The sequence below is a fragment of the Bradyrhizobium sp. LB8.2 genome (assembly GCF_040548035.1).
GTDB lineage: Bacteria > Pseudomonadota > Alphaproteobacteria > Rhizobiales > Xanthobacteraceae > Bradyrhizobium.
This window is the reverse complement of the sequence record NZ_JBEPQV010000004.1, coordinates 180,890-205,931: the sequence shown is the minus strand read 5'-3', so window position 1 is coordinate 205,931 and position 25,042 is coordinate 180,890. Positions and strand designations below refer to the sequence as shown.

The 25,042-nt window shown below is 63.8% G+C and carries 18 protein-coding genes and 2 pseudogenes; 6 read left to right on the top strand and 14 right to left on the bottom strand.

Annotated features, from left to right (window positions below):
• Window positions 1–164: 164 nt before the first annotated feature.
• From ABIB06_RS07285 to ABIB06_RS07265, 5 genes are all read right to left on the bottom strand, one after another.
• Window positions 165–587 carry an OsmC family protein gene (locus ABIB06_RS07285; protein WP_354045322.1) on the bottom strand — a complete coding sequence of 141 codons (423 nt, stop codon included), beginning with the start codon at window positions 585–587 and terminating at the stop codon, window positions 165–167.
• 206 nt (window positions 588–793) lie between these two features.
• Window positions 794–1,642, bottom strand: coding sequence for an enoyl-CoA hydratase/isomerase family protein (locus ABIB06_RS07280; protein WP_354045323.1), 849 nt, complete (start codon window positions 1,640–1,642; stop codon window positions 794–796).
• A 59-nt stretch (window positions 1,643–1,701) separates the two neighbouring features.
• A complete protein-coding gene (locus ABIB06_RS07275) occupies window positions 1,702–3,015 on the bottom strand; it encodes an epoxide hydrolase family protein (protein WP_354045325.1) in 1,314 nt (437 codons plus the stop codon).
• Between the two features lie 253 nt (window positions 3,016–3,268).
• On the bottom strand, window positions 3,269–3,958 hold the full coding sequence (locus tag ABIB06_RS07270) for a VOC family protein (RefSeq protein ID WP_354045327.1): 690 nt from the start codon (window positions 3,956–3,958) through the stop codon (window positions 3,269–3,271).
• 34 nt (window positions 3,959–3,992) lie between these two features.
• Complete coding sequence (locus ABIB06_RS07265; protein ID WP_354045328.1) at window positions 3,993–4,661, bottom strand: sensor histidine kinase; 669 nt, start codon at window positions 4,659–4,661, stop codon at window positions 3,993–3,995.
• A 328-nt stretch (window positions 4,662–4,989) separates the two neighbouring features.
• Between ABIB06_RS07265 and ABIB06_RS07260 the strand changes: the two genes are divergently transcribed.
• From ABIB06_RS07260 to ABIB06_RS07245, 4 genes and pseudogenes are all read left to right on the top strand, one after another.
• Complete coding sequence (locus tag ABIB06_RS07260) at window positions 4,990–7,833, top strand: ATP-binding protein (RefSeq protein ID WP_354045330.1); 2,844 nt, start codon at window positions 4,990–4,992, stop codon at window positions 7,831–7,833.
• Between the two features lie 118 nt (window positions 7,834–7,951).
• Window positions 7,952–8,659 (top strand): hypothetical protein, encoded by a 708-nt coding sequence (locus ABIB06_RS07255; RefSeq protein ID WP_247353524.1) that lies wholly within the window; start codon window positions 7,952–7,954, stop codon window positions 8,657–8,659.
• Window positions 8,660–8,672: 13 nt separating this feature from the next.
• Window positions 8,673–8,999: pseudogene (locus tag ABIB06_RS07250) on the top strand (type 1 glutamine amidotransferase family protein); the annotation flags it as partial.
• 464 nt (window positions 9,000–9,463) lie between these two features.
• Window positions 9,464–10,447: a helix-turn-helix domain-containing protein gene (locus ABIB06_RS07245; RefSeq protein ID WP_354045332.1), complete on the top strand. Its 984-nt coding sequence runs from the start codon at window positions 9,464–9,466 to the stop codon at window positions 10,445–10,447.
• A 92-nt stretch (window positions 10,448–10,539) separates the two neighbouring features.
• Here ABIB06_RS07245 and ABIB06_RS07240 read toward each other — a convergent pair whose 3' ends face one another.
• The gene (locus ABIB06_RS07240; RefSeq protein ID WP_354045333.1) at window positions 10,540–12,861 is read right to left on the bottom strand and encodes a molybdopterin guanine dinucleotide-containing S/N-oxide reductase; all 2,322 of its coding nucleotides are present in this window, start codon (window positions 12,859–12,861) and stop codon (window positions 10,540–10,542) included.
• Window positions 12,862–12,964: 103 nt separating this feature from the next.
• On the opposite strand from ABIB06_RS07240, the gene ABIB06_RS07235 reads away from it, so the two are divergent.
• Window positions 12,965–13,528 carry a RidA family protein gene (locus ABIB06_RS07235; protein ID WP_354045335.1) on the top strand — a complete coding sequence of 188 codons (564 nt, stop codon included), beginning with the start codon at window positions 12,965–12,967 and terminating at the stop codon, window positions 13,526–13,528.
• A gap of 74 nt (window positions 13,529–13,602) precedes the next feature.
• Here ABIB06_RS07235 and ABIB06_RS07230 read toward each other — a convergent pair whose 3' ends face one another.
• The 5 genes from ABIB06_RS07230 to ABIB06_RS07210 are packed head-to-tail and all read right to left on the bottom strand — an operon-like array spanning window position 13,603 to window position 18,553.
• On the bottom strand, window positions 13,603–14,442 hold the full coding sequence (locus tag ABIB06_RS07230; protein WP_354045336.1) for an endonuclease/exonuclease/phosphatase family protein: 840 nt from the start codon (window positions 14,440–14,442) through the stop codon (window positions 13,603–13,605).
• Window positions 14,442–15,251, bottom strand: a complete 810-nt coding sequence (locus ABIB06_RS07225; protein ID WP_247353546.1) for a carbohydrate ABC transporter permease — start codon at window positions 15,249–15,251, stop codon at window positions 14,442–14,444. The genes ABIB06_RS07230 and ABIB06_RS07225 overlap by 1 nt, the downstream gene beginning before the upstream one ends.
• Window positions 15,248–16,168 (bottom strand): carbohydrate ABC transporter permease, encoded by a 921-nt coding sequence (locus tag ABIB06_RS07220; protein ID WP_247353548.1) that lies wholly within the window; start codon window positions 16,166–16,168, stop codon window positions 15,248–15,250. Before ABIB06_RS07220 ends, ABIB06_RS07225 begins: the two co-directional genes overlap by 4 nt.
• Before the next feature lie 49 nt (window positions 16,169–16,217).
• Window positions 16,218–17,477: an ABC transporter substrate-binding protein gene (locus ABIB06_RS07215; RefSeq protein ID WP_354045601.1), complete on the bottom strand. Its 1,260-nt coding sequence runs from the start codon at window positions 17,475–17,477 to the stop codon at window positions 16,218–16,220.
• Window positions 17,478–17,533: 56 nt separating this feature from the next.
• Window positions 17,534–18,553, bottom strand: coding sequence for an ABC transporter ATP-binding protein (locus ABIB06_RS07210; protein ID WP_354045338.1), 1,020 nt, complete (start codon window positions 18,551–18,553; stop codon window positions 17,534–17,536).
• A gap of 252 nt (window positions 18,554–18,805) precedes the next feature.
• Here ABIB06_RS07210 and ABIB06_RS07205 point away from each other — a divergent pair, with 252 nt between their 5' ends.
• Window positions 18,806–19,609: a DeoR/GlpR family DNA-binding transcription regulator gene (locus ABIB06_RS07205; RefSeq protein ID WP_354045340.1), complete on the top strand. Its 804-nt coding sequence runs from the start codon at window positions 18,806–18,808 to the stop codon at window positions 19,607–19,609.
• 496 nt (window positions 19,610–20,105) lie between these two features.
• On the opposite strand, the pseudogene ABIB06_RS07200 reads toward ABIB06_RS07205, so the two are convergent.
• The 3 genes and pseudogenes from ABIB06_RS07200 to ABIB06_RS07190 all read right to left on the bottom strand — a co-directional run.
• A pseudogene (locus ABIB06_RS07200) lies at window positions 20,106–23,229 on the bottom strand (efflux RND transporter permease subunit); the annotation flags it as partial.
• On the bottom strand, window positions 23,226–24,620 hold the full coding sequence (locus tag ABIB06_RS07195) for an efflux RND transporter periplasmic adaptor subunit (protein WP_354068665.1): 1,395 nt from the start codon (window positions 24,618–24,620) through the stop codon (window positions 23,226–23,228). The gene ABIB06_RS07195 and the pseudogene ABIB06_RS07200, both read right to left, overlap by 4 nt.
• Window positions 24,617–25,024, bottom strand: a complete 408-nt coding sequence (locus ABIB06_RS07190) for a FixH family protein (RefSeq protein ID WP_247353557.1) — start codon at window positions 25,022–25,024, stop codon at window positions 24,617–24,619. Before ABIB06_RS07190 ends, ABIB06_RS07195 begins: the two co-directional genes overlap by 4 nt.
• Between the last annotated feature and the right edge of the window lie 18 nt (window positions 25,025–25,042).

The window sequence follows — 25,042 nt, the reverse complement described above, 5'->3', positions numbered from 1 at the left end:
ACTCCCAATTGATCGGTCTGTCCGTTCTGCATCCGTCGCATACTATGCTTTTGGCGGCCCAGCCGAAAGCGGGGCATTTGTCCATCCGGTTCCTCTCGTGGAGGCCAAGCTTCGACGAGCTCAGCTTCCCAACCAGAACCAGATGGACATAAATTGAGCGCGCCCTACGTCAGTTTGGCGTCGAGCGTGATCTCGGCGTTGAGCACCTTCGATACCGGACAGTTCTTCTCGGCCTCTCCGGCGATGCGGGCAAAGTCCGCCTCGTTGAGGTTCGGCACTTTCGCGCGCAGCGTCAGGGCCGACTTGCCAATCTTGAAGCCTTTGCCTTCGGGCTCGAGCGTGACCGCGGCTTCTGTCGAGAGTTCGTCCGGCGTGAAGCCGGCGAGCTGCAGGCCGAAGGCCAGAGCCATGGTGAAACAGCCGGCATGGGCCGCCGCGATCAATTCCTCGGGATTGGTGCCCTTCTCGCTCTCGAAGCGGGTCTTGAACGAATAGGGCGTCTCGGCGAGCACGCCGGATTCGCTCGATAGCTGACCAGTGCCATCGCGGCCGGTGCCCTTCCAAACTGCTTTTGCCTTGCGGATCATGTCATCTCTCCTTGCTTGGTTTGGCTCCGGCGCTCCGCACCGGAGGAAGGCGACATTGGCATTACCGCCTGTCGCCTCTCCAACCGGTCGAGCGCCGCAGCGGTTCCGTCACAGCCCCGTTCCGATGGAATCGGAACGGCGCTCTGGATTATTGTTTTGGCGCGTTTTCTTGACGCGAACCGGTATCCACTTCGCTCGAAAACGCTTTAGCTGCCGATCTGTCCGACGTGGAAGCCCAGCCGGTTCTCGACGTCGCCGGCGCGGTGGAAGCCGCGCGACATCAGCGCCTTGATGCGGGTCTGGCTTGCGGGGCGGCCGAGCGAGGCCAGGAACGCGTCCCATTCCGGCTTGATCTCGACATCCGGCGGCAGGCTCGCGACGTCGACGAGACGCTTGGTCTCGGCAATGGCTTCCTTGTCAAAGGACGCCATGCGCATGGCCAGCGCTTCGATGAAGCCGTCGAGCTCGGCATCCGGCAACGACCGGTTCACATAGCCGTAACGTTCGGCGAGATCGCCGTGGATGTCGTCGGCGCCCAGCAGGACTTCGAGCGCGCGGCCACGGCCCATCAGGCGCGGCAGCCGCGCCATCGGGCCGCCGCCAGGCACGAGGCCCGCGCCAACTTCCCATTGCGACAAGATCGCCTTCTGGCGGCTGGCAAAGCGCATGTCGCTCGCGAGCGCCAGCTCGCTGCCGACGCCGGTCGCGCGGCCCCTGATCGAGGCGATCGAGACCACCGGCGCGCGGCTGAGACGCACCAGCATATCAGGCAATGCCTCGAGGCCGGTCGGTCCGGGCGGGATTTTCAAGGAATCCTCCAGCGGCGCGAGGAAGTCGTAGTGCGTGATGAAGAAGCCTTCGACGGCGCTGTCGAACACCACGACCTTCACCTCGGGATCGGTCTCGATCTCAGTGATGATGTCGCCCAGCCGCGGGAGCTGCTTCGGGCCGAAAATATTCACAGGCGGCATGTCGAAGGTGACGCGCCAGTACGACGGCAAGCGGCGCTCCAGGCGAATCTCGTCGGTCGTGAAATTTCGTTCGGGACGATTCATGATTGTGATTCCTGATGTTGGGGCAAGCAGGGACGCGCGGAATGCGCGTCCCTGCTCGTTCAGATCGACTGACGTAGCGGGCGGAACGCGGTGCGCATTTCTGCAGAGAACAGCACGGGCTGCTCCCAGGCCGCGAAGTGGCCGCCCTTGTCGAGGCGGTTGTAGTGCATCAGCTTCGGATAGGCCTTTTCCGTCCAGCTGCGCGGCGCGGCGTAGATCTCGTCCGGGAAGACGCTGACGGCGACCGGGATCTTCACGTGCTTCGGCTCGAAGAACACCAGCTTGTTCTCCCAGTACAGTCGCGCCGACGAAACCGCGGTGTTGGTGAGCCAGTAGAGCGTGATGTTGTCGATCACGTCGTCTCGCGACAGCCCTTCCGTCTTGCCGTCGAACACTCGCGCGATCATCGCAGTGCTGCGCGCATCGTGATCGAGCATCCAGGATGCGAGACCTGCCGGCGAATCCACGAGGCCATAGAGCGTCTGGGGCCGGTTCGCCATCTCGATCGCATAGCCGAGACCGTGCTTGTAGAAATCGTCGAGCTGATCGTAGGCGTAGCGCTCGTCAGCCGAGAGGTTGGACGGCTGCGATCCGCCGGGCTGAAGCGCTTTGGCGATCTCGTCAGGAACCGTCGCGGGCATATTCGTGTGAATACCAAGCAACTCCGGCGGCGCGATCACCGCCATCTGCTCTGTGATCGCGTTGCCCCAATCGCCGCCCTGGGCCACGTAGCGGGTGTAGCCAAGGCGCTTCATCAGCACGATCCAGGCGCGCGCGACGCGCTGCGGGTCCCAGCCCAGTTCCGTCGGCTTGCCGGAGAAACCGTGCCCGGGCAGCGAAGGGATCACGAGATCGAAGGCGTCCGCCGCCTTCGCGCCATGTGCGGTGGGATCGGTGAGCGGGCCGACGATCTTCATCTGCTCGATGATCGAGCCCGGCCAGCCATGCGTGACGATCATCGGCAGCGCGTTTTCGTGGCGGGAGCGGACGTGAATGAAGTGGATGTCGACGCCGTCGATCTCGGTGACGAATTGCGGCAAGGCGTTCAGCCGCGCCTCCATCTTGCGCCAGTCGTAACCGTCCTGCCAGTAGCGCACGAGCTGCTGCACCGTCGTCAGCTGCACGCCCTGCGACTGGTCGGCGACGATCTCGCGGTCGGGCCAGCGCGTTGCGGCGAGACGACGACGGAGGTCCAGCAGATCCTCCTCGGGCACGTTGACCTGGAACGGCCGGATGGCGCCGCTTGCAGCGGCCTTCGCCGGATGCAGCGGCAGCAAGCTCGATACGCTTGCGGCAACAGCGGTCATCGCGGCCTGGGTCAGCAGTTGACGGCGGTCGGGATTGAGAATGTCGGTGCGTGCTTGGTTGGTCATATTGGATCTCCCTTGCTGTGGTCGGTGACGCTGACCGAATTCAAAATGGACGCGTCGGTTCGTTGTCCACACACTGACCCAGGCACCGGCCATTTGCTCGTTATGGATTGTTAGAGAGCGTTAGCCGTTGCGAGTCCGCGCGATGCAAGGCGGGCGAAGACGACGATACGCGCAAGACCAATGCGACACGGCGCGCGACGACCAGGCCATCGCGCGCCGTGTCGGCCAAGCCAGGAGCTACGTTCGCTGCAACTCAGGACGGGAGCGGCTCGCCGGCCTGTTCGCGGACGACATAGTCGGCGTACCAATCGGCCCAGTTCGCGTCGTGCCCGCCGGTCCGCTTTTCGTGCTCGCCATGGGCCGCCGCCGCGCGGCGCAGTGCCGCGGCCAGCGCAGCCTGCGAAGCGAATGTCGTGCCGTCGCCCGCGATGCGTCCGGGCAGGCGCGTGGTGATCTCCTGAAACAGCCAGCCATTGCCGTCGGGATCGCTGAACGCGGCAAACGAGCTGTAGCTGCCGCGCTTCGGGTCAGCACCATTGACCCGAACGCTGCCGAACAAATATGGCTCGTCGTGGCCGGCGTGAAGATCGCCGGCACCGTGGAACGGAGCACTGACCTCGATGCCGCGGTCGAGCAGATCCTGTTGGGCCGCCTCCAGATCGGAGACGATCAGGTACAGGCCCCGCACCGAGCCGGGCGCCGCCGCCGTCACGTTCCTGCCGAAGATCACCGAGCAGGCCGAGCCCGGCGGCGTGAACTGGATCACGCGCCAGTCATCGCTGGAGGCAAAATCGGCGTCCAGTCGCCAGCCGAGACGCGTGTAGAACGCCTTGGCGCGGTCGACATCCGACACGGGGATCACGACCACCTCGAGCCTCATATCAACGCCGCGAGATTCAGAACCCTTGGCCGCGGCGTCGCGTTCGATTTCCCTAGTAGCCATGTTCGAACTCCCTGAGTTGAATTTAAAACGAGCTTCAAGCGGCGATCGGCATCACGATGGTCACGCGTGTGCCGCCCTCTCCCGCCTCGCCGTGCAGCCGAGCGCGAATGCTGCGTGCGAGTCCTTCGAGAATCCGGCTGCCGGTGCCCTGAAGCGGCCCGGTCGCGCCGATTCCATTATCGGCCACCGTGCAGAACCAGGCGCCGTCGCGAACGGCCATGTCCATGCGGATCAGTGCATCCTTCTTGTTGGTGAAGGCATGCTTTGCCGCATTCGTCACCAGCTCCGTCAGCATCAGCGCGAGCCTATGACATTGCGATGCGGGCAGCGTCCCGCTTGCGATGGCAGCCTCGCAGCGGATGCCCGCCGGCTCCAGCACGGCCTCGAAAATCGCTGCGCACAGGTTTTCGAAGAAGGCCTCGACCGGGATCGCCGTATGCCCGCCATTGTCGGACAAGAGTTGATAGAGCCTGCCGAAGGCGACGATGCGCCGCTCGAGCCGGTCCGCGGCAAGCGACACGTCCCGGGTGCCTGCCCGCGTGAAATCGCGGCGAACTGACGCACCCAGCAGTGTCAGCGTGTTCTTCATCCGATGGTGGGATTCCCGCAGCACCAGTTCCCAGTCACGCGACTGATCCTCAAGACTGGCGACAAATTGAGATTGAACGACATGGTCGTTCGGCCGAGCACCGATACCGGACATCATAGCCTCCCCGTTGCAAATAGCGCGTAACTCGGAGGCCATACTGGATGCAGTTCGCGCGCTTTGCTCGTTAGACGTTGCAAGTTTTTGTTATGATCGGCGGTACGACGGTCGGACTCCGAACTGTCAGTTCGGCGGCCAAGCACGCTGCCGAATTGTCCCGATCACTTCGCAAATGCTGCGTTTGAGCAAAATTTGCTACGGATTGTCGCGCAACCGGCCAATTGCAGCCGCCACGCGATTTCGCCACTTTCGACCAGTTTACTCGGGGTTTCCTTCTGGTAGATCAAAGTGCGGATGTCAGCCCTTTCACTGGAATCATTGGCCCGTGCCGGACACTAACGATCAGGATTCGGCCATTGCTTTCGGTCCATTCCGGCTGTTCGCAAAGTCGCGGCTGCTCGAGAAGGACGGCGCCCCGGTTCACCTCGGCGGCCGTGCGCTCGACATCCTGGTTTTTCTCGCCGAGCGCGCCGGCGAGGTGGTGGACAAGCGGGAGTTGATCAAGCGCATCTGGGCCGACGTGAACGTCGATGAAGGCAGCCTGCGCTTCCACATCACGACGCTGCGCAAGGCGTTGGGCGATGCCGGCGAAGGCGCCCGCTACGTCGTCAACGTCCCCGGACGCGGTTATTGTTTCGCGGCCCCGCTGCTCCGGGCTGCCCCGTTGGAGAGCCGGATCAGCCTGCCCGCGGCTTCACCTCGCTCGCTGCCCTCGCCGCGCGCGAAGATGATCGGGCGGGACGATGCGGTCGAGAGAATTTCCGCCGAGCTGGCGCAGCATCGTTTCGTCACGATCGTCGGCCCAGGCGGGATCGGCAAGACCTCGGTCGCACTGGCCGTCGCGCATGGCGAGCTCCAGGCATTCGACGGCCAGGTGTGTTTCGTCGATTTCGGCGCACTGACGGAGGCCCGGCTCGTTCCCGGAACGATTGCGGCCGCACTGGGCCTGACCGTCAATTCCGACGACCCGAGGCCCGGGCTGCTGACGTTCCTGCGCAGCCGGCGGATGCTGCTGGTCTTCGACAGCTGCGAGCACATCCTCGACGACCTCGCCCCCCTGGCCGAGCGGATCGTGCGGGAAGCGCCCGAGCTGCATATTCTCGCCACCAGCCGCGAATCCTTCCGCACTGAAGGTGAGCGGGTCCATCGGCTGTTTCCGCTGGATTGCCCGCCACAGCGCGACGGACTCGGTATCGCCGACATCCTTGCCTATCCCGCAAGCCAGCTCTTCGTGGAGCGCATTGCCGAGAGCATGGGCGATTTCGAGCTCAGCGAGGAAGATGCGCCGCTCGTTGCCGATATCTGCCGGCGGCTGGACGGCATTGCGCTCGCGATCGAGCTCGCGGCCGGGCGTGTGAACGCCTATGGCATTGCCGGAACAGCCTCGCTGCTGGACAGCCGCTTCTCGCTGCTGTGGCGCGGGCGGCGCACCGCTGTCCCGCGGCACCAGACCCTGAGCGCAGCGCTCGCCTGGAGCTACGATTTGCTGCCGGCAGCCGAAAGCGCAACGCTGCGTGGATTGTCGGTGTTCGTCGGGCCGTTCACCCTGGAAGCCGCGCTTTCGGTCGCCTCCTGTCAGGGCATCGGCGAGCCGGAAGCCGTCGAAGCGGTCTCGAATCTGCTCTCCAAATCGCTGATCGCGACCTCGCCTGCGGAGCGGCGGCTGCGCTATCGCCTGCTGGACACGACGCGCGCCTTCGTCGCGGACAAGCTTGTCGAGAACGGGGAAGCTGGCGGCGCCGCGCGCGGCCACGCCGAATATTACCGCGACTTCCTGCGCGACATTGCGCTCAAATCCACGGGCATGCAGACGGCGGGCGGCTTCCTTCCCTATGCCGACCACCTGCCCAATGTCCGGGCGGCACTGACCTGGAGTTTTTCCGAGGGCGGAGACCGAACGATCGGCGTGGATCTGGCAGCGTCGGCGGCCCAGTTCTTCCTCGAACTGACATTGCTGACGGAGTGCTATCGCTGGACGCAGCAGGCACTTGTCCCTCTCGATACGAATTCGATCGACAGCCGCCATGAAATGACGTTGCAGGCAGCGCTCGGCGTCTCCGCGATGTTCACGCAGGGCAACACCGAAACGGTCCGGTCGGCATTCACGCGCAGTCTCCAGCTTGCCCGGGAGCTCGAGGATTTGCATTGGCAGCTCTGGCTGCTGCGGGGATTGCACATCTACCTGACCAGGGTCGGAGATTTTCACGGCGCGCTCGGGACCGGCGAACAGAGCGAAAGCGTCGCGCGGAAGCTGAACGATTCCGCCAGCACGCTGAACGTCGAATGGATGCTGGGCGTCGCACATCATTTGATCGGCAACCAGGACAAGGCGGTGCAGTTCTGCGAGAGCGCGATGGTGCACAATCCCGGCTCGCAGCGGCTGAATATCGGGCATCTCGGCTATGACGACCGCATTGTCGCACTGGTGGCGCTGGCGCGCGGGCTTTGGCTCACAGGCCGGCCCGATCGTGCGATCGAGGCGGCCAGATACACCGTTCGCGAGGCCGAGTTGCTCGAACAGCCGCTCACTCTCGGTATTTCCCTGATCTGGACGATCTACGTGTTCCTCTGGGTCGGCGACTGGGCCAATGCCGAAATCCTGATCGAGCGGCTGATCGAGCATTCCGCGCGGCACTTCCTCGGCCCCTATCACGCGGTCGGCATCGGCCAGAAGGGTGAGCTGCTGCTTCGCCGCGGCGACGTCGCGGGCGGCATCGAGCACCTTCGCCGCAGCCAGGCCACGCTGTACGCGACGCGACACCGGATCATGACGACGGTGTTTGCGACGGCGCTCGCCGAGGGCCTCGCCTCCCAGAACCAGGCCGGCGAAGCGTTGCAGACGATCAACGAGGCCATCGCCCAGATCCCCGATCACGGCGAATCCTTCGATATGCCGGAGATGCTCAGGATCAAGGGCGACATCCTTGCGCGGTCGGGTAACGCTGCGGAGGCCGAGAGCTATCTGGACAAATCGCTCGATCTGGCGCGGCGGCAAGGCGCGATCGGCTGGGAGCTCCGCGCAGCGATCAGCCTCGGCCGCCTCTGGGAGGGGGCCGGCAAGGCCGTCGACGCACGCGCCCTGCTCACCCCTCTCGTCGCGCGGTACCGGGAGGGCCTCCAGAGCCGCGATCTGGTCGCCGCGAGGGAGCTCCTGGGCGGCCTGAATTGAGAGTATCTTCAACGGGATACCGCAAGAATATCCGCTCGCAACTCCTAACAACTTCTAACACGCCAAGCCGCGTCCGCCCCGCCATGGTGGTGGCACTTCATGGTGGATATGGCGGGACATGGCGCTTCTTGACGATGTAATTGATGCCAGCGGCGGTTTGGCCCGCTGGAACAGCTTGAACCGGTTCACGCTCCACCTTTCCGTCAGCGGAACGCTGTTCTCCAACGCAGGACATGCCAGGGAATTCAAAGACGTGACGGCGGAAGGTTCGACCCGGACGCAATCGGTCCGCTTTACCGGCATCACCGGCGGCGAACACTCCGGATCCTTTCAACCCGATGCGATCACGATCGAGAGCCTGGAGGGTGAGGTGCTGCGGACCTGGCGTAACCCGAGCCTTGCGTTCACCGAGGTCGGCTCGCCTGCGCTTGCGGACGAACTGCACCTCGTCTTCTTCTGCGGCGTCGCGATCTGGAATTATCTGACCAATCCATTCCTGCTCGCCCATCCCGATGTGGTGGTGGAGGAACTGCCACCGTGGCAGGAGAACACGGAGTCATGGCGGCGGCTGCGGGCGCAGTTCCCGCCGAGCCTGATCACGCTCGCGCCCGAGCAGATCTTCTATTTCGACGAGAACGCGTTGCAACGGCGAAACGATCACGATCTGTTCGGGATGAAAGTCGCGCATTATTCCTGGGCTCATGACAGCTTCGGCGGCATCGTGGTGCCGACGCTTCGACGTGCGCAGACGCTGCGGCCCGACGGAACCGTGGTCGCCAAGCCCGTGCTGATGGACGTCGAGATCTTCGACGCCGTTTTCGAGTAGCGGCCCGCGCGACATCGAGTCGTTCTTTGCCGCCAGCAAGCATGTGGCGATCGTCTGTCATTCGCCAGCGGCGCTGCGCCACGTCAAGACGCCGGACGGCAAGCCGCTGGTCGAGGGCAACGAGGTGACCGGCTTCACCAACGGCGAAGAAGAGGCGGTCGGCCTCACCAAGGTGGTGCCGTTCCTGGTCGAAGACGAGATGCTGCGCCTCGGCGCCACCTTCTCGAAGAGGGCCAACTGGACGCCGCGCGTCGTCAGCGACCGCCTCCTGATCACGGGCCAGAACCCGCACTCGTCTGGTCCGACCGCGAACGCGCCGCTCGCCGCCTTGAAGGGCAAGCCGATCCCGCGTGCTTCAGGCAGTAGGCTCGTTCAGTATGCGCTGTGCCGCCCTGAGATCGGCGGTCTCGAACCCTTCCGAGAACCGGGCATAGGTTTTGGCGAGCTGTTCGAGGGAATTCTGCACACCCTGCCGAATCCGAAGCCGCGCCAGCGACATCTCGGCTCGCAGCCTCCAGGACAATGCGCCCTGTTGTTCGGCGAGCTCAACCGACGTGACAAGATCCGCATCGGCCGCTTCGAGATTGCCGCTAACGGCCTCGAGCTCTCGCCGCAGACGGAGCAGCTCGGGCGGCTTCCTGCGACGAGCTGCCGCACACCTGATGCGCCCCCACAAAAACTAACAGATCCTAATCACCCCTAACGGGCTTCCTGGCCAGCTCACGCCTATCGTTTCAGCATGGAAACGTGGGTTTGGCGCGCTTGCCGGTCGCAAGCAGCGGCAAACCCGGGAGAGGACGAGCGATGTTGACCAATTTGCAGGCGGCGCATTCCTGGATCGATCTTCCGGCCAGCCCGGAGGATCGCGAGATCCCCCGAGCAACCCAGGCGATCACTCGGGAGAGCCATTGGCGTCAGATCGATCGCGGCCCCGAGGCTGCCGTCGAGGACGTCGCGATCTCGCGATGGGAAGACGCGCGGAGCACGTCGTCGCACGACGCGACGACACCTCAGGATTGTTACTTCGTCGGCATCGCCCTGAAGACGACGCGCGCCAAATTGACCCGGGAGCGCCAGATCATTTTCGACGGCACCATGCCTGCGGGCACGCTGTATCTCACCGCGCCGTCGAAGCGCCTTGGCGCGCAATTCCAGTCGCCATGCGCCTTCCTGCACTTTCACATCTCCACGGATCATTTTCCGGCGCAATTTTCCGGGACCGACGGACTGAATGACCTCGTCCTGTTGCGCGACCCGCTCGCTGCGGAGCTTGCCAAGACACTAATCGAACACGGCGACGCCGCGGACCACCAGTTTACGCGCTGCATCGGCCAGACCCTTGCGATGCATCTCACCCGATTGGAATCGCCGCGCGCCAGGGTCAATGCCTTGCCGAAATGGCGGCTGCGGCGCGTCGAGCAATATGTCGCCGATCATTTCCACCGCCGCATCAGCCTGTCCGAGCTCGCTGATGTCGCCGGCCTGTCAAGAATGCACTTCGCGGCGCAATTCCGCGCTGCGACCGGTTACCGTCCCCGCGAGTATCTGCTCAATCACCGGGTCGAGCATGCCAAGACGCTGCTCGCGACCACAGAGCGGCCGCTGGCCGAGATCGCGCTTGCCGTCGGCTTCAGCACGCAGGCGCATTTTTCGACCGTCTTCAAGCGCATCAGCGATCAGTCTCCGGCACGCTGGCGCCTCGCCAGCAAGGGACAACGGCACGAGATGCAAGCGCTGCCGCCGCGCCGTCGTTCTCTGGAGAGCGACTGGATCAGCGCAGCCGCGTAGCGCACAGGCTCGCGCCCTCCTCCTCCCGGGCCCGCGAGTCACTCGGGGCCGCCCCTGCACCCACACAGGGCGGCCTCTTTTTCTTCATGGACCTACACCGGATCGAACGCCCGGATCGGGGGCAGATTGCCGGTGAACTTCTCGACCTCGACCGTCGTGAGCTGGCCGGTGCAGCCCTGCGCGAAGGACGAGGTGCCGATGTCGCGGGTAAGAACGTTCGGGTTGCCGTGCACGCAGAGCGGCGCGTCCTCTTCGGGGTCCATCGGGTCGTACCAGGCGCCGGTCGGGAGCTGCACGATTCCCGGCGCGATTTCGTCGGTGACGTGGACCGCGGCGAGACAGGCGCCGCGTTCGTTGAACAGACGGATGATGTCGCGGTCCTTGATAGCGCGCGCCTCGGCGTCGCGCGGATTCATGCGCGCGACCTCGCGGCCGCGATGTTTTGCGGCAAGCGAATGTCCGCCGAAATCGAGCTGGCTGTGCAGGCGCGTCACCGGCTGGTTGGCGACCAGGAAGCACGGTGCGCCGGGCGTCGGCATATCGGTCTTGTCGAGCCAGACCGGATGACCGGGACAATCCGCATCGCCATGGCCCGCGATCTTTTGCGAGAATATCTCGATGCGGCCGCTCGGCGTCGGCAGAGCGTGATTGACGGGATCGTCGCGGAAGCGGCGCAGCCGGCCGCCGTCGTCGGGCTGCTGCGGCACGACCAGGCTGCCGCGCTGCCAGAATTCTTCGAAGCTCGGGGCCTGCAAACCACGCGCTTCGAGCGAAGCACGGGTCGGCTCATAAAGATATTCGAGCCACTGACGTGACGTACGCCCCTCGGTGAAGGGTTCGCGCGCGCCGAGCCGGTCGGCGAGATCGGCAAAGATCTCGTAGTCGTCACGCGCAAGGCCGAACGGCTCGGCGATCCGGTGCATCGCGACCATCAGGGGATCGTTGCTGGAATATCCGATGTCTTCGCGCTCGAGCGTCATCGTCGAGGGCAGCACGATATCGGCATGCCGGGCCGTGGCAGTCCAGGCGAGCTCGTGCACGACCAGCGTGTCGACTTTCGCAAACGCCTTGCGCAGGCGGTTGATATCCTGGTGGTGATGGAAGGGATTGCCGCCAGCCCAGTAGACGAGGCGGATGTCCGGATAGGTGCGCGTCTCGCCATTGTAGCGATAGGTGCTTCCAGGGTTGAGCAGCATGTCGGCGATGCGCGCCACCGGAATGAAATCGCGGACAGCGTTGCGGCCCTGCCCCAGCGTCGGCCCCGGCACGTCGTTGACGCGGCGGCCGTAATAACCGATCGCACCCAACGAATAGGCGTAGCCGCCGCCGGGAAGGCCGATCTGGCCGAGCGCCGCCGCCAGCACCATGCCCATCCACACCGGCTGCTCGCCATGCTCGGCGCGCTGGAGCGAATGGGAGACGGTGATGAGTGCGCGCTTGCCGGCGAGCCGGCGCGCGAGCTGCCGAATCCTGTCCGCATCGACGCCGCAGATCGCTGCGGCCCATTCGGCGTCCTTGGCTTGGCCGTCGCTATCGCCAGTGAGATAGCGCAGGAAGACGGGCCAGCCCTCGGTGTAGCGATCGAGGAAAGCCTGGTCGTGGAGGTTTTCCGCGACCAGGGTATGAACAATGCCGAGCATCAGCGCGGTGTCGGTGCCGGGCACGCATGTCATCCATTCGGCGCCGGCCTCGACAGGCAGGTCTTCACGCAACGGACTGACCAGGATGAACTCGCAGCCGCGCCGGTGCGCAGCCTCCATCGCGCCGCGCTCGACATGCTTGCTGATCGAACCGCCGGCGACCATCGAGTTCTTCAGCGCCATGCCGCCGAACGCCAGCACGATCTCGGTGTCGGCAGCGATCTGTTCCCAGGTGACATTGCGCTTGGTGATGTCCTCGTAGCCGCAAAGGATCTGCGGCAGCAGCACCGAGGACGCGCCGGAGGAATAGGAATTCACCGAACGCACATAGCCGCCCAAGGCGATGTTGAGGAAGCGATGCACCTGGCTCTGGGCGTGGTGGAAGCGGCCCGCGCTCGACCAGCCATAGGAGCCGCCGAACACCGCGCCGGGGCCGCGCGTGTCACGGATGCGTGCCAGCTCGTCGCCGAGCAGATCGAGCGCCTTCTCCCAGCTGACGGAGACGAATTCGTCGCGGCCGCGCCGATCGTCGGGACCGGGACCGCGTTCGAGCCAGCCGCGGCGGATCGCGGGTTGGGTGATGCGGGCCTGGTGACGCAGCGCGCCGGGGAAATTGTCGATGATGCCGTTCGGATCGGGATCACCCGCATAGGCCCTGACCTCGAGCCCGGCTTCGCTTTGGCGCGCCGAGAACACGCCCCAATGCGAAGTGTGCGGCTTGAAGCCGTCGGACAGGTCGAGGCCGGGGTCGGGGAAGCCAATCGTATCGTCCATCGTCTGATCCTTGTTCCGGTCGCGGCCGAACCGGTGAATTCGGTTGGTAGTATAGCGATCCGCTCTTCGATGTCGTCGGGTTCAGGGCCGGCGAAAATGCCGGGTGCTCGTGCAAGGACAGCTTGGCGAACGTTTCGGGGGAACCAACGACGGCGATTCTTCGACCCATTTACGCTTTTATTTTCAATGCCTTACTCTGCTGCAGTCAAAGTCGCGCGGTCCGTCTTTTGGTCAGCCTTGTGCGAAATCTCTTGCAACGACAGTGACATTGAAATGTGCGATATGCCGCCCGTCCCACAGCAAGATCGGTCTCATCATGATCAAGCGCGTCTTGCCCTACGAAGGTCTGCTCCACGAAGCGGTCGAGCATAATGGCGTGCTTTACATCGGTGGGATCGTCCCCGAGGACACGAGCCTCGATATGTCGGGCCAGGCGAACGACGTGCTCGGGCAGCTGGCGCAGCTGCTGAAGACCCTCGGATCCGATCTGACCAACGTCTTGCAGGTGACCATCTACATGACCAACCTCAAGGAGAAGGCAGAGTTCAATGCGGCCTGGAAGGCGCATTTTGCAGAAGCTCATCTGCCGGCGCGCGCCGCAATCGGCGTGGCCGATCTCGGTCCGGGCGTCAGACTCGAGATCACGGCCATCGCCGCTCGACAATAGTCGCGCGCCGAGGCCCGAATTCAGATGACCTTCAGCTGCGCGAGGCGCGCAACAGCCCCTCGAATCCGCCCATCTTAATCCGCCAATTCGACGAAAAGCGGCTGATGATCGGAAGCATCTGTCTTGCCATTAACATCGACGCCAAGGACACGGCTCGCCAAATCCTCCGTCACGAAAATAAAATCTCGGCAATCAGGTCCTGCTGTCCATTGCGCGTGATCGTATAGCCCGCAGGTCGGCGACCGCTGCCGGTCTGGACGACGAGCCGTCCAGGCATCGCGATAGTTGAGGCCCGGCCGATTCGATCGATCGATCATGGCGTGCTGGGGATCGGCAACGTCACAATTGAAATCGCCGCACATCAGGCTGGACGCGGCGACCGTCTGACTTTCATAGGGCTCGACGGGCCGTCCGGTCGGTGCCTTGGGACTGATCGATGCATCCTCTTGCAGGTCCAGCAAACGCTTGATCTGCGCCTCCCGCTGGGCGACCGAATAATATTCGAGATGGGTATTGACGATACGGATCGCACCAAACGCAGCCTGGACCGTTACTTCCAGGGCATGGCGCCGCATGCTGCGCACCGTGCCTGCGCCAGGCCACGGCAGGATGTGGTTATTGATCTGCACGACCGGCAGGCGCGATAGCGTCATGTTGCCGAATCGATGCAGTTGGCCCGTCTGATCGACGGTCTCGATCGCAGGCCGAAATATCGCCATGTAGCCCGGCAGCAGCGCGGCGAGCTCTGCACTCTGATCCACTCCCCCGTCGTGCCTGGAGAAGTTTGAACTCACCTCCTGGAAGCAGAAGACGTCGGCATCCACCGTGTCCCTTGCGACCTCGACGATCCTCGCCAGATCAGTAACGCCGTCGCAACCCTTGCCGCACTGAATATTCCAGGTAAGAAGCCGCATCAACGAATTCCCGCGCGCATGAAGGATTGGACGAACTGCCGCTGGAAAAGCAGGAACGCGATCAGCAGCGGTGCCATGGTCATCACCGTTGCCGCCGTGATGACCGACCAGTCCACGCCGGTCTCCGGCGCGCCGAACACCGCAAGGCCCACGGTGAGCGGGCGCGCTTCGACAGAGTTCGTCACGATCAGCGGCCACAGGAAATTGTTCCAGTGGTAGCTGACCGACACGAGGCCGAATGCAACGTAGGTCGGACGCGCCAGCGGGACATAGACCCGCCAGAGAATCCCTAATGGTCCGGACCCTTCGACCCGGGCCGCATCGACGAGTTCCTGAGGGACGCTTTTAAAGGTCTGCCGAAGCAGGAAGATGCCGAAGGCGCTGGCGAGATAAGGCAACGCAATCGCAGGGATTGTGTCCAGCAGGCCGAGCTTGGCAATCGCGCGATAATTCTCGACGATCAGCACGTCGGGCATGATCATCAATTGTAACAAGACAAGCGCGAAGGCGATGCCGCTGCCCTTGAACTTGAAGCGTGCAAACGCATAGGCCGCCAGCGTCGACAGGATGAGTTGCCCGACCAGAACCAGCGTCACCAGCACTATCGTATTGAGGTAGTAGCGGGCGAACGGCGCCTGCTTCCAGGCGCGGGCAAAGTTCTCCAGCGTCCAGGGTGCGGACAAGCTGAACGACGTTGCATAGGCGGCCGGATGCAGTGCGCTCCAGAAGGCATAGGCCAGCGGCGCGAGCCAGATCAGCGCCAGAAGCCACGCGGCGACAGCCTCGATGGGATGTGTCCGGCCTCTCATTGATAGTGGATCCTGCGATCGAGATAGCCGAACTTGATCAGCGCGACGGCGCTCAGCAGCACCAGAAGCACCACCGTCAACGTCGCCGCGTAGGATGAATCCTGGAACGTGAAGGCGACTTCGTAGATGTAGTACAGCAACAGCGTGCTGGCGTTGTTAGGACCGCCCTTGGTCATGATGACGAGGTGATCGACCAGCTTGAACGAGTTGATGACCGCGTTGATCGCGACGAACAGAGTGGTCGGCATCAGCAGCGGGAACGTGATCCGGCGGAATGTGTACCATCGGCTCGCCCCCTCGATGGACGCAGCCTCTTCGAGATCCGGCGAGAGCTGCTGGAGGGCCGCGAGATAGAAGATCATGAAGAAGCCGGCTTCCTTCCAGATCACCATGACGATCAGGCAGCCCATGACCGTCGAGGGATCGCCGAGCCAATTCCAGCCGGCGAGGCCAAAGTTTCCGCGCAACTGATCGAGCAGCCCATAGTCCGGGGTGTAGAAGAACAGCCAGATGTTCGCGACCGCGATCATCGGCAGTACGGTCGGAGTAAAATAGGCCAAACGCAGAAAGCCCCGGCCGCGCATGTTGCGATTGACCCAGATCGCCATGACCAGCGCCAGCGCGATCGACGTCGGAACTGTGCCGAGCGCGAACCAGAAATTATTGACCAGCGCCTTCCAGAAGATCGGGTCGGCCGCCATAGCCTGATAACTGTCGAGGCCGACAAAGACCTCGGTGCCATTGCGGCGTGTGATGAACAGCGAATGCCGGACCGTCGCGAGGATCGGGTAATGGGTGAACGCGATCAACAGCACCGCCGCCGGCAACAGCAGCAGCCAGGCGTTCACGGCATTCCACCACGCCTGCGAGCCGGCGCGGCGCGGCGAAACCTGTGATGAGACGACGGTATCGGACATCCCTGTATCAGCGGGATGGCGGCGGCGAGCCGCCACCCCGCTGATTTCCTTACTTGTAGGCGCGCAAGACGCGATCGGCCTGCTGCTGGGCTGCGGCGAGCGCCTCCTGCGGCTTCTGCGTGCCGGTGATCGCGGCTTGCACGGCATCGCCGACGAACTTGTAGATGCGGCCGTTCTCGTGGACGGAGAGTTCCGGCACCGCGTGCTCCAGCTGATCGCGCGCGACGGTCGCTTGCGGGAAGCCCTTGGCATATTCCGTCATCGCGCTGGTCTTGTAGGCGGCCGGGGACACAGCCACGTAGCCCGTCTTCATGCTCCATTCCGCTGCGCGGTCTGGCGCCGTCATCCACTGGATGAACTTGACGGCTGCCTTCTGCTGCTCCGCGGACGCGCTTTTGAAGATATAGAAATTGCCTCCGCCGGTCGGCGATCCGCGCTGCTCCTTGGCCGGGAGCATGGCCACACCGAACTGGAATTTCGCGGCATCCTTGACCGCCGTCAGGTTGCCGGTGGTGTGCCACATCATCGCCGCCTTGCCTTCGAGAAAGTCGGTGCGCAGTGTGGCCCAGTCGATGCTGCCCGCCGGCGCCACGTTGTGCTTGCGCGACAGATCGACCCAGTAGTCCAGCGCGGCGACCGTCTTCGGTGCGGTCAGATACACCTCATTGCCGGGCTCGTTCATCATCTTCTGGCCGTTCTCGATGGCCAGCGCCTGCAGCATCCAGTAAGCGTAACCGGTCGAGGGAATTTCGACACCCCAGCGCGTGGTGTTTCCGGCACCGTCCTTCTTGACGAGTTTCTTCGACATCTCGACCAGTTCGTCCCAGGACGCCGGTGCCTTCTCCGGATCGAGGCCGGCTTCCTTGAAGGCCTCCTTATTCCAGTACAGCACGATCGTCGAACGCTGGAACGGGATGCTCCAGGTCTTGCCGTCGATCTGTCCGTTCGCCATGAACGCCGGATAAAAATCCTTGAACCACGCCTTGTCGCTGACGAGGCCGTCGATCGGCACGATCGCGTTCTCGTCCATGAGCGTAAACACGTCGGTGGACAGCAGCACCGACAATTGCGGCGGTTGGCCGCCCTTCATCGCTGTCATCGCCTTGGTCATCGTATCCGTGTAGTTGCCGGCATAGACCGCCGTCACCTTGACGTCCGGATTGTCCTTCTCGAAGCGCGAGACCATGTCATCGATGATCTTGGTGACGGGACCGCCGACCGCGACCGGATAGTACATCGTGAGGTCCACCGCTGCCGCCGGACGGGCGGCGCCCATGGACAGCGCAGCGAAAGCAGCTGCCATCAACATTGTTCGGCGCGCAAACATCCTAGTCTCCTTCGTTATCCGCCCTGACACCGCCGCCCTCATCGGTCGGATGCTGCCAGACGGCCCTCTTTGACAATGCTCTCCAACCGAACTTCCGTGGTCGAATCGAACCGGTGTTCGTAATCCGCATCCCAGGCAATCCGGATATCCTCGCCCGGTCGAACCTTGCTGAAGCCGTCAAGCCGCACCGAGATGGGCTGCCCACCCATCTCGCACAGCACGATGCTGTCCGCGCCGAGATGCTCGACGGCCTTGACGCGCACAACATGATCGCCGCCGGAGACGATGCGGATATGCTCCGGCCTGACGCCAATAAGCTTGTCGCCCTGACGCACGAGATTCATCGGCGGCGTGCCAATGAACCGTGCCGTGAACGCCGTTGCCGGACGATTGTAGAGTTCTTCCGGCGAGCCGTTCTGCTCGACGCGGCCGTCGCGCATCAGCACGACGCGGTCCGCCATCGTCATCGCCTCAGTCTGATCGTGGGTCACGTAGACCATGGTGATGCCAAGGCGCTGCTGCAGCGCACGGATTTCCGTCCGCATCTCGTGCCGCAACTTGGCGTCCAGATTTGAAAGCGGCTCGTCCATGAGGCAGACGCGCGCCTCCGCGATAATAGCCCGGCCGAGCGCTACCCGCTGGCGTTGCCCGCCGGACAATTGCGACGGCTTGCGCTCCAGCAGACCACTGAGTCCGACGATGTCGGCGACGCGCCGGAGCCGCTCGTCCCGCTCGGCGCGAGACACGCGGCGCACGCGCAGTCCGAAGACGATGTTCTCAGCCACGCTTAGATGCGGAAACAGGGCGTAGGACTGGAAGACCATTGAGATCTTCCGTTGCGCCGGAGTGAGATGCGTAACATCGATGCCGCCAATAGTGATCGTGCCGACGGCGGCCTCCTCGAGGCCCGCGATCAATCGAAGCGTCGTCGACTTGCCGCATCCGGAGGGCCCGAGCAGCACCAGCAGCGAGCCTTCGTCGGCTGTCAGGCTGACGTCATCGACAGCGCGCATCGATCCCCAAAATTTGGAGACGTGGCTCAGCGTAATCGCTGACATGGTCTGTTCGCTCTCAAATGCCGGGTTCGGTGCCGGGCACCGGCGTGGCCATTCATACCGGCTTTGTCCTGCCCTCGCGGAGCAGCCAAAGGCTCCTCACCCCAAGCAGACCGATCCATGCCGTTCCTCCAGACCGCGCAACTTCATTGGCGCAGCAATTATTATGTTCATATGAACATAATGTGACCCCATATGAAACAGAAAATTGCGTCTAAAGCGTTCAAATGATACTTTGGTTGGAACGGATCAATTATGCTCAAGACCTCCACCTCACGTCGAGCCCCCATACTAGAGATCGTGCGCGAGCAAGGCTTCGCCTCGATCGAGCAACTTGCGACGCGTTTTGAGGTGACGCAGCAGACCATTCGCCGTGTCGTGAATGCGCTTTGCGACCAAGGATTGCTCCGGCGAATCCACGGCGGTGTCAGCCTTCCCGTCCAGAACCAGAATTTGGCATATGGAAGCCGGCAAGGTTTGAACGCCGTCGCCAAGCAGCGCATTGCGCATGCGACCGCCAGGTTCATTCCCGATGGAGCATCGCTGATGATCGGACTTGGCACGACGCCAGAATACGTTGCGCAGGCACTATCCCGTCGTCAGGATCTGCGCGTCATCACCAACAATCTGAACGTGGCTGCTGCATTCGCACAAAACCCTGAAGTCGAGATTACGATCGCCGGCGGCACCCTCCGCCCACTTGATCGGGATATTGTTGGCGAGGCCGCCGCGCGCTTCTTCGCGGGTTTTCGAGCCGACTACGGGATCTTCGGTGTCGGCGGCATCGATCAAGACGGCGCGCTGCTGGATTTTCACTTGGACGAGGTTCAAGCACGTCAATCAATCGTCGCCAATTCGCGCACGGCGGTGCTCGTCGCTGACACGACCAAGTTCGGTCGCAACGCGACGGTGCGAGGCGGCCATCTCGACGATTGTCACCATCTCTTCACCGACGGCCCGTTGCCGCCCGCCTTTGGGCCGATCTCCACCAGATACGCCGATCGTATTCACGCAAGAGACTACACTCGCGAGGAATCCGAGCGGCTTAGCTACGACTGAACGGCACCGGCTGACGAACGCGTCCGTTTGCGTTACTTGAGCGAAGCCGCTCGCGCATACTCGTTCTGCCGCTCGCCCTCCGAACTTCGTACGCCATCAAAACTCCCTTCCGGAAAGCTCCCTGGAAAGAGCTCCACGCGAAACTCCTGGAGTGGCAAGGGGTGAAGTCGCCCTTCCCCGCGAGCCGGCATCCCATTCGCGACCGCGCACGTTACCTACCTAAAGCTGCAGTGCTCGGCATACTGCTCGATCGATCGTTCATCTGGTCGCTGGGGTCCATTGTACCGCGAAAGTTCGGATCAAGTCCGTCGATACGCAAGTTGGGCCCGCACCGTTGTCCTGACGGTGCATCGGCCACGCTCGATCGCCGTTCGATCGTCTAAGTCGTGCCATGCCCGGCTCGAGGACTTCGCGCATGGCGCCTTGTCGATCTTATTTAGCAGGCTGCAGCACTCGCTCCTTGACGGGCCCTTTACCTGATCTGCCGACTGGGCCCTGCCCTGATCACCGGGCGGAAGTCCGAAGCCCTTCACCAATCCGAAGATCGCCGGGATCACGATCAGCGTCAGCAGCGTGGAGGAGATCATCCCGCCGATCATCGGCACCGCGATCCGCTGCATGATTTCGGAGCCGGTCCCGGTGCTCCACATGATCGGCAGCAGGCCCGCCATGATCGCGACCACAGTCATCATCTTGGGCCGGACGCGCTCCACTGCGCCCTCCATGACGGCGTCGTAGAGATCGCCGCGGGTCAGGGCCCGCCCCTCGGCGGCACGCCTCGCCGCAGTCTCCGCCAGCGCCTGGTTGAGGTAGATTAGCATGACAACGCCGGTCTCGGCCGCGACGCCGGCGAGCGCGATGAAGCCGACGGCGACGGCAACGGAGAGGTTGAAGCCCAGCCACCACATCAGCCAAAACCCGCCGACCAGCGCGAAAGGCAGCGAGAGCATGACGATCATCGTCTCGGTGATCGAGCGGAAGTTCAGGTAGAGTAGCAGGAAGATGATCATCATCGTCAGGGGAACGACAATCTTCAGCCGCGCGGTGGCCCGCTCCAGGTATTCGTACTGGCCGCTCCACATCACGTAGTAGCCGGCCGGAAACCGGATGCTGGCCTGCACGGCGGCTTTCGCGTCCGCGACGTAGCCCCCGAGGTCGCGGTCACGGATGTCGACGTAGACGTAGGTCGCGAGTTGCCCGTTCTCGGTCCGGATCGAGGTCGGCCCGCGCGCCGGCGCGACCTTCGCCACCTCGCCGAGCGGCACAGCGCCGCCGGCGGGCATCGGCACCAGCACGTCGTTGGCGATAGCCTGCGGATTGTCGCGCAGATCGCGCGGGTAGCGCATGTTGACGGTGAAGCGCTGCCGGCCTTCCACGGTGGTGGTCACCGTCTGCCCGCCCAGCGCGATGGCGATCGTGTCCTGCACGTCTTGGACCATGATGCCGTAACGCGCCAGCGCGGCCCGGTCCGGCGTGACCTCTAGATAGTAGCCGCCGATCCCGCGCTCGGCGTAGGCCGAGGAGGTGCCCGGAACGGTTTTGAGGACCTGCTCGATCTGCTTGGCAAGCTTGTCGATCTCGACGAGATCCGTCCCGATTACCTTGACGCCGATCGGAGTCCGGATGCCCGTCGACAGCATGTCGATGCGCGCCTTGATCGGCATGGTCCAGGCGTTCGACACCCCGGGAAACTGCAGCGCCTTGTCCATCTCGGCGATGAGCCCGTCGATGGTCATGCCGGGGCGCCACTCTTCCTTCGGCTTGAGGTTGACGAGGGTTTCGAACATCTCGGACGGTGCCGGATCGGTGGCGGTCGCGGCGCGCCCTGCCTTGCCGTAGACCGAGGCGACTTCCGGAAAGGATCGAATGATTCGGTCCTGGGTCTGCATCAGTTCGCCGGCCTTGGTGACGGAGATGCCCGGCAGCGTGGTCGGCATGTAGAGCAGCGTGCCTTCATTGAGGTTCGGCATGAACTCGGTGCCGAGCTGGCGCGCCGGCCAGATGCTCACGGCCAGCACGGCGAGCGCGAGCACGACCACCAGCGTCTTCGCCCGCATGACGCCTTTGATTACCGGGCGGTAGATCCAGATCAGGAACCGGTTGATCGGATTCCGGTGCTCCGGAACGATCCGGCCGCGCACGAAGATCACCATCAGCGCCGGCACCAACGTCACCGAGAGAAGCGCGGCGGCCGCCATCGAGAACGTCTTGGTGAACGCAAGCGGGCTGAACAGCCGCCCCTCCTGCGATTCGAGCGTGAAGATCGGCATGAACGACACGGTGATGATCAGCAGGCTGAAGAACAGCGCCGGTCCGACCTCGGCCGCGGCGGCGATCAGGACATCGATCCTGGACCTTCCCGGCTCGGCGCGTTCGAGGTGCTTGTGCGCGTTCTCGATCATGACGATGGCCGCATCGACCATGGCGCCGATCGCGATTGCGATGCCGCCGAGGCTCATGATGTTGGAGCCGAGGCCCAGCAGCTTCATGGCACCAAACGCCATCAAGATGCCGACCGGCAGCATCAGGATCGCGACAAGCGCGCTGCGCACGTGCAGCAGGAACACGATGCAGACCAGCGCGACAACGACACTTTCTTCGAACAGCGTGTGCTTGAGGGTATCGATTGCCGCGTAGATCAGGTTGGAGCGATCGTAGACCGGGACAATCTCGACGGACTTCGGCAGACTCGAGGCGATCTCCCGGAAGCGCTTCTTGACGTTCTGGATCACCTCCAGAGCATTGAGGCCGAAGCGCTGCAGCACGATGCCGCTGGCGACCTCGCCCTCGCCGTTCAGCTCCGCGATGCCGCGCCGCTCGTCGGGGCCGAGTTCGACCCTTGCCACGTCGCGCAGCAGCACGGGCGTGCCGCCGGACGTCTTCAGCACGATGTCGCCGAGGTCGTTGATCGACTTGATGTAGCCCTTGCCGCGGATGACGTACTCGAATTCGGAGAGTTCGACCGTTCGCCCGCCGACGTCGGCGTTGCTGGCGCGGATGGCGTCACGCATCTTTTGCATGGTGATCCCTCGGTCGCGCATGCGCTGCGGATCGAGGATCACGTTGTACTGCTTGACGAACCCGCCGACGCTCGCGACTTCCGCGACGCCCTCGGCCTTGGCCAGCGCGAACTTCAGATTCCAGTCCTGGATGGTCCTCGTGTCGGCGAGGTTCAGTTCCTTCGACATCACCGCGTACTGGTAGACCCAGCCGACACCGGTCGCGTCGGGACCGATCGTGGGTATGACACCGGCCGGCAGGCGCGCGCTGGCGCCATTGAGGAATTCCAGCACGCGCGAGCGCGCCCAATAGATGTCCGTGCCGTCCTCGAAGATCACGTACACGAAAGAGACGCCGAAGAACGAGAAGCCGCGGACCACCTTCGATTTCGGGACCGTCAGCATCGCCGTCGTCAGCGGATAGGTGACCTGGTCCTCGATCACCTGCGGCGCCTGGCCGGGGTACTCGGTGTAGACGATCACCTGGGTATCCGAGAGATCCGGGATGGCATCGAGCGGCAGATGCAGAAGCGCGTACAGTCCCGCCGCGGCGGCGAAGCCGGTCCCGAACAGGACCAGCAGCAGGTTGCGGGCGGACCAGGCGATGAGGCGTGCGATCATTGCTGCGCCCCTTCGGCAAAGCCCTTCAGGGCGGCCTTCAGGTTGCTTTCGGCATCGATCAGGAAATTCGCCGAGACCACCACGGCGTCGCCCTCCGCGAGGCCCTGCCGGATCTCCACGAAGCCGCCGCCCCGGTGGCCGAGCTTGACCTCGCGCGGCTCCAGCCGACCCTGCCCCTTGTCGATGAAAACGGCCTGCCGGCTCCCGGTGTCCATCACGGCGCTCTCCGGCACCGCGAGGACGGCCTCGCGGCTACCGGTGTCGATGTCGGCGTCGACGTACATGTCGTGCAGCAGGATCAGGTCCGGATTCTGCAGTTCAACGCGGACGCGCGCGGTCCGGGTCTCCTTGTTGATCTGGGGATAGATCACCTGGACCTGCCCGGTGAACTCCCGGCCCGGAAAGCTCCGCGCCTTCACCGCGACGGGCTGGCCCTTGGCGATCATGCCCAGATCGCGTTCGGCGACGTCGATCAGCGCCCAAACAACGGAGTGGTCGGCGATCCGGAACAGGACGCCGCCGGGCTGCACGCGCATGCCTTCGATGGCATTGCGCTCCAGCACGATGCCGTCGCGCGGCGAAGTCCACTCGATCGAGGTCGGCACGGTCCGGCTCTTCTCGATGGCGGAGATCGCAGCATCGGGCACGTCCAGATTGATCAGGCGCTGCCGCGATCCACGGCCATACTGAACGTCGCCGCTGGTCGTCTTCGAGGTGATGGTGGTCAGGTACTCGGCCGCCGCGGAGGACACCGCGGGGCTGTAGACCTCCATCAGGGGCTGGCCCTTGGCAACATGCGATCCGGTGGTGACGTCGGCGACCTTAAGGATGAAGCTTTCCGCCCGCATTGCGATCACGGAAATCCGCCGCTCGTCGAGGGCGATCGTGCCCGGCGCCCTGACGACGGTCCGGATCACCCGCCTCGCTGCGGGCTCCGACTTGACGCCGGTACGCTGGATCTTCCCCGGGGACAGCTTGACGGAGCCGTCGTCGCTGTCCTCGCCCTCGTAGACCGGGATGTAGTCCATCCCCATGGAATCCTTCTTCGGCGCCGGGGAGGTGTCCGGCAGGCCCATGGGATTGCGGTAGTATTTGATCCGTCGCGCTCCGGAATCGCCGGCCGTTGTCGCCGGCTGGTCGTCGTCGAAGCCGACGTCGGCGCCAGCGGGCACGGCGCGGTAATCCCGGCCGTCCGGCGTCTTTCTCGGCACAAGCGAGTAAGACGGCTTGCCGTCCGGATCCTGGTAGTAGATCGGGGCGCCGCTCTCCTCGGCCGCAGCGAGGCCGATCACGGCTCGAGCCGCCGGCCGCTGCGGGCCGGCGATGACGAATGCGATCCCGGCCGCCGCGATCAACGCGGCGACCAGGCTTGTGGCGATCGGGCGGGTCATTTGTGCGCCGTGATGACGAGCTTGTTCTCGACGCTACCCGTCTCGCCCTGGACCTTGGCGCCCAGCGAAAGCTGCCACCGTCCCGCCATGCCAAAGCTTGCCTTGAAGCGGTAGGTGCCGGGCTCGGTCCCGGGCATGGCCGTGACCTTGGTCGCCATCTCCTGCATCCCGTCCGGAGCCATGTCCAAACGGCTGGCGAAGATCACCGCCTCCGGCACCGGTTTGCCGGTTTTGGTGTTCACGAGCCTGACGGTGATGATCTTGTCGGGCCCGGCCTGGACCGACTGGTCGACGAGCTCGAACGTGTAGTCCTTGATGTCGGCCAATGCGGCCGTGCTTGTGCCGCCGATGGTCGCAGCGATCAACGCGGCCTGGACGGCCCGCGCGAAGGTAGACGTCTTCATGTTGTGTGTCCTCGATGT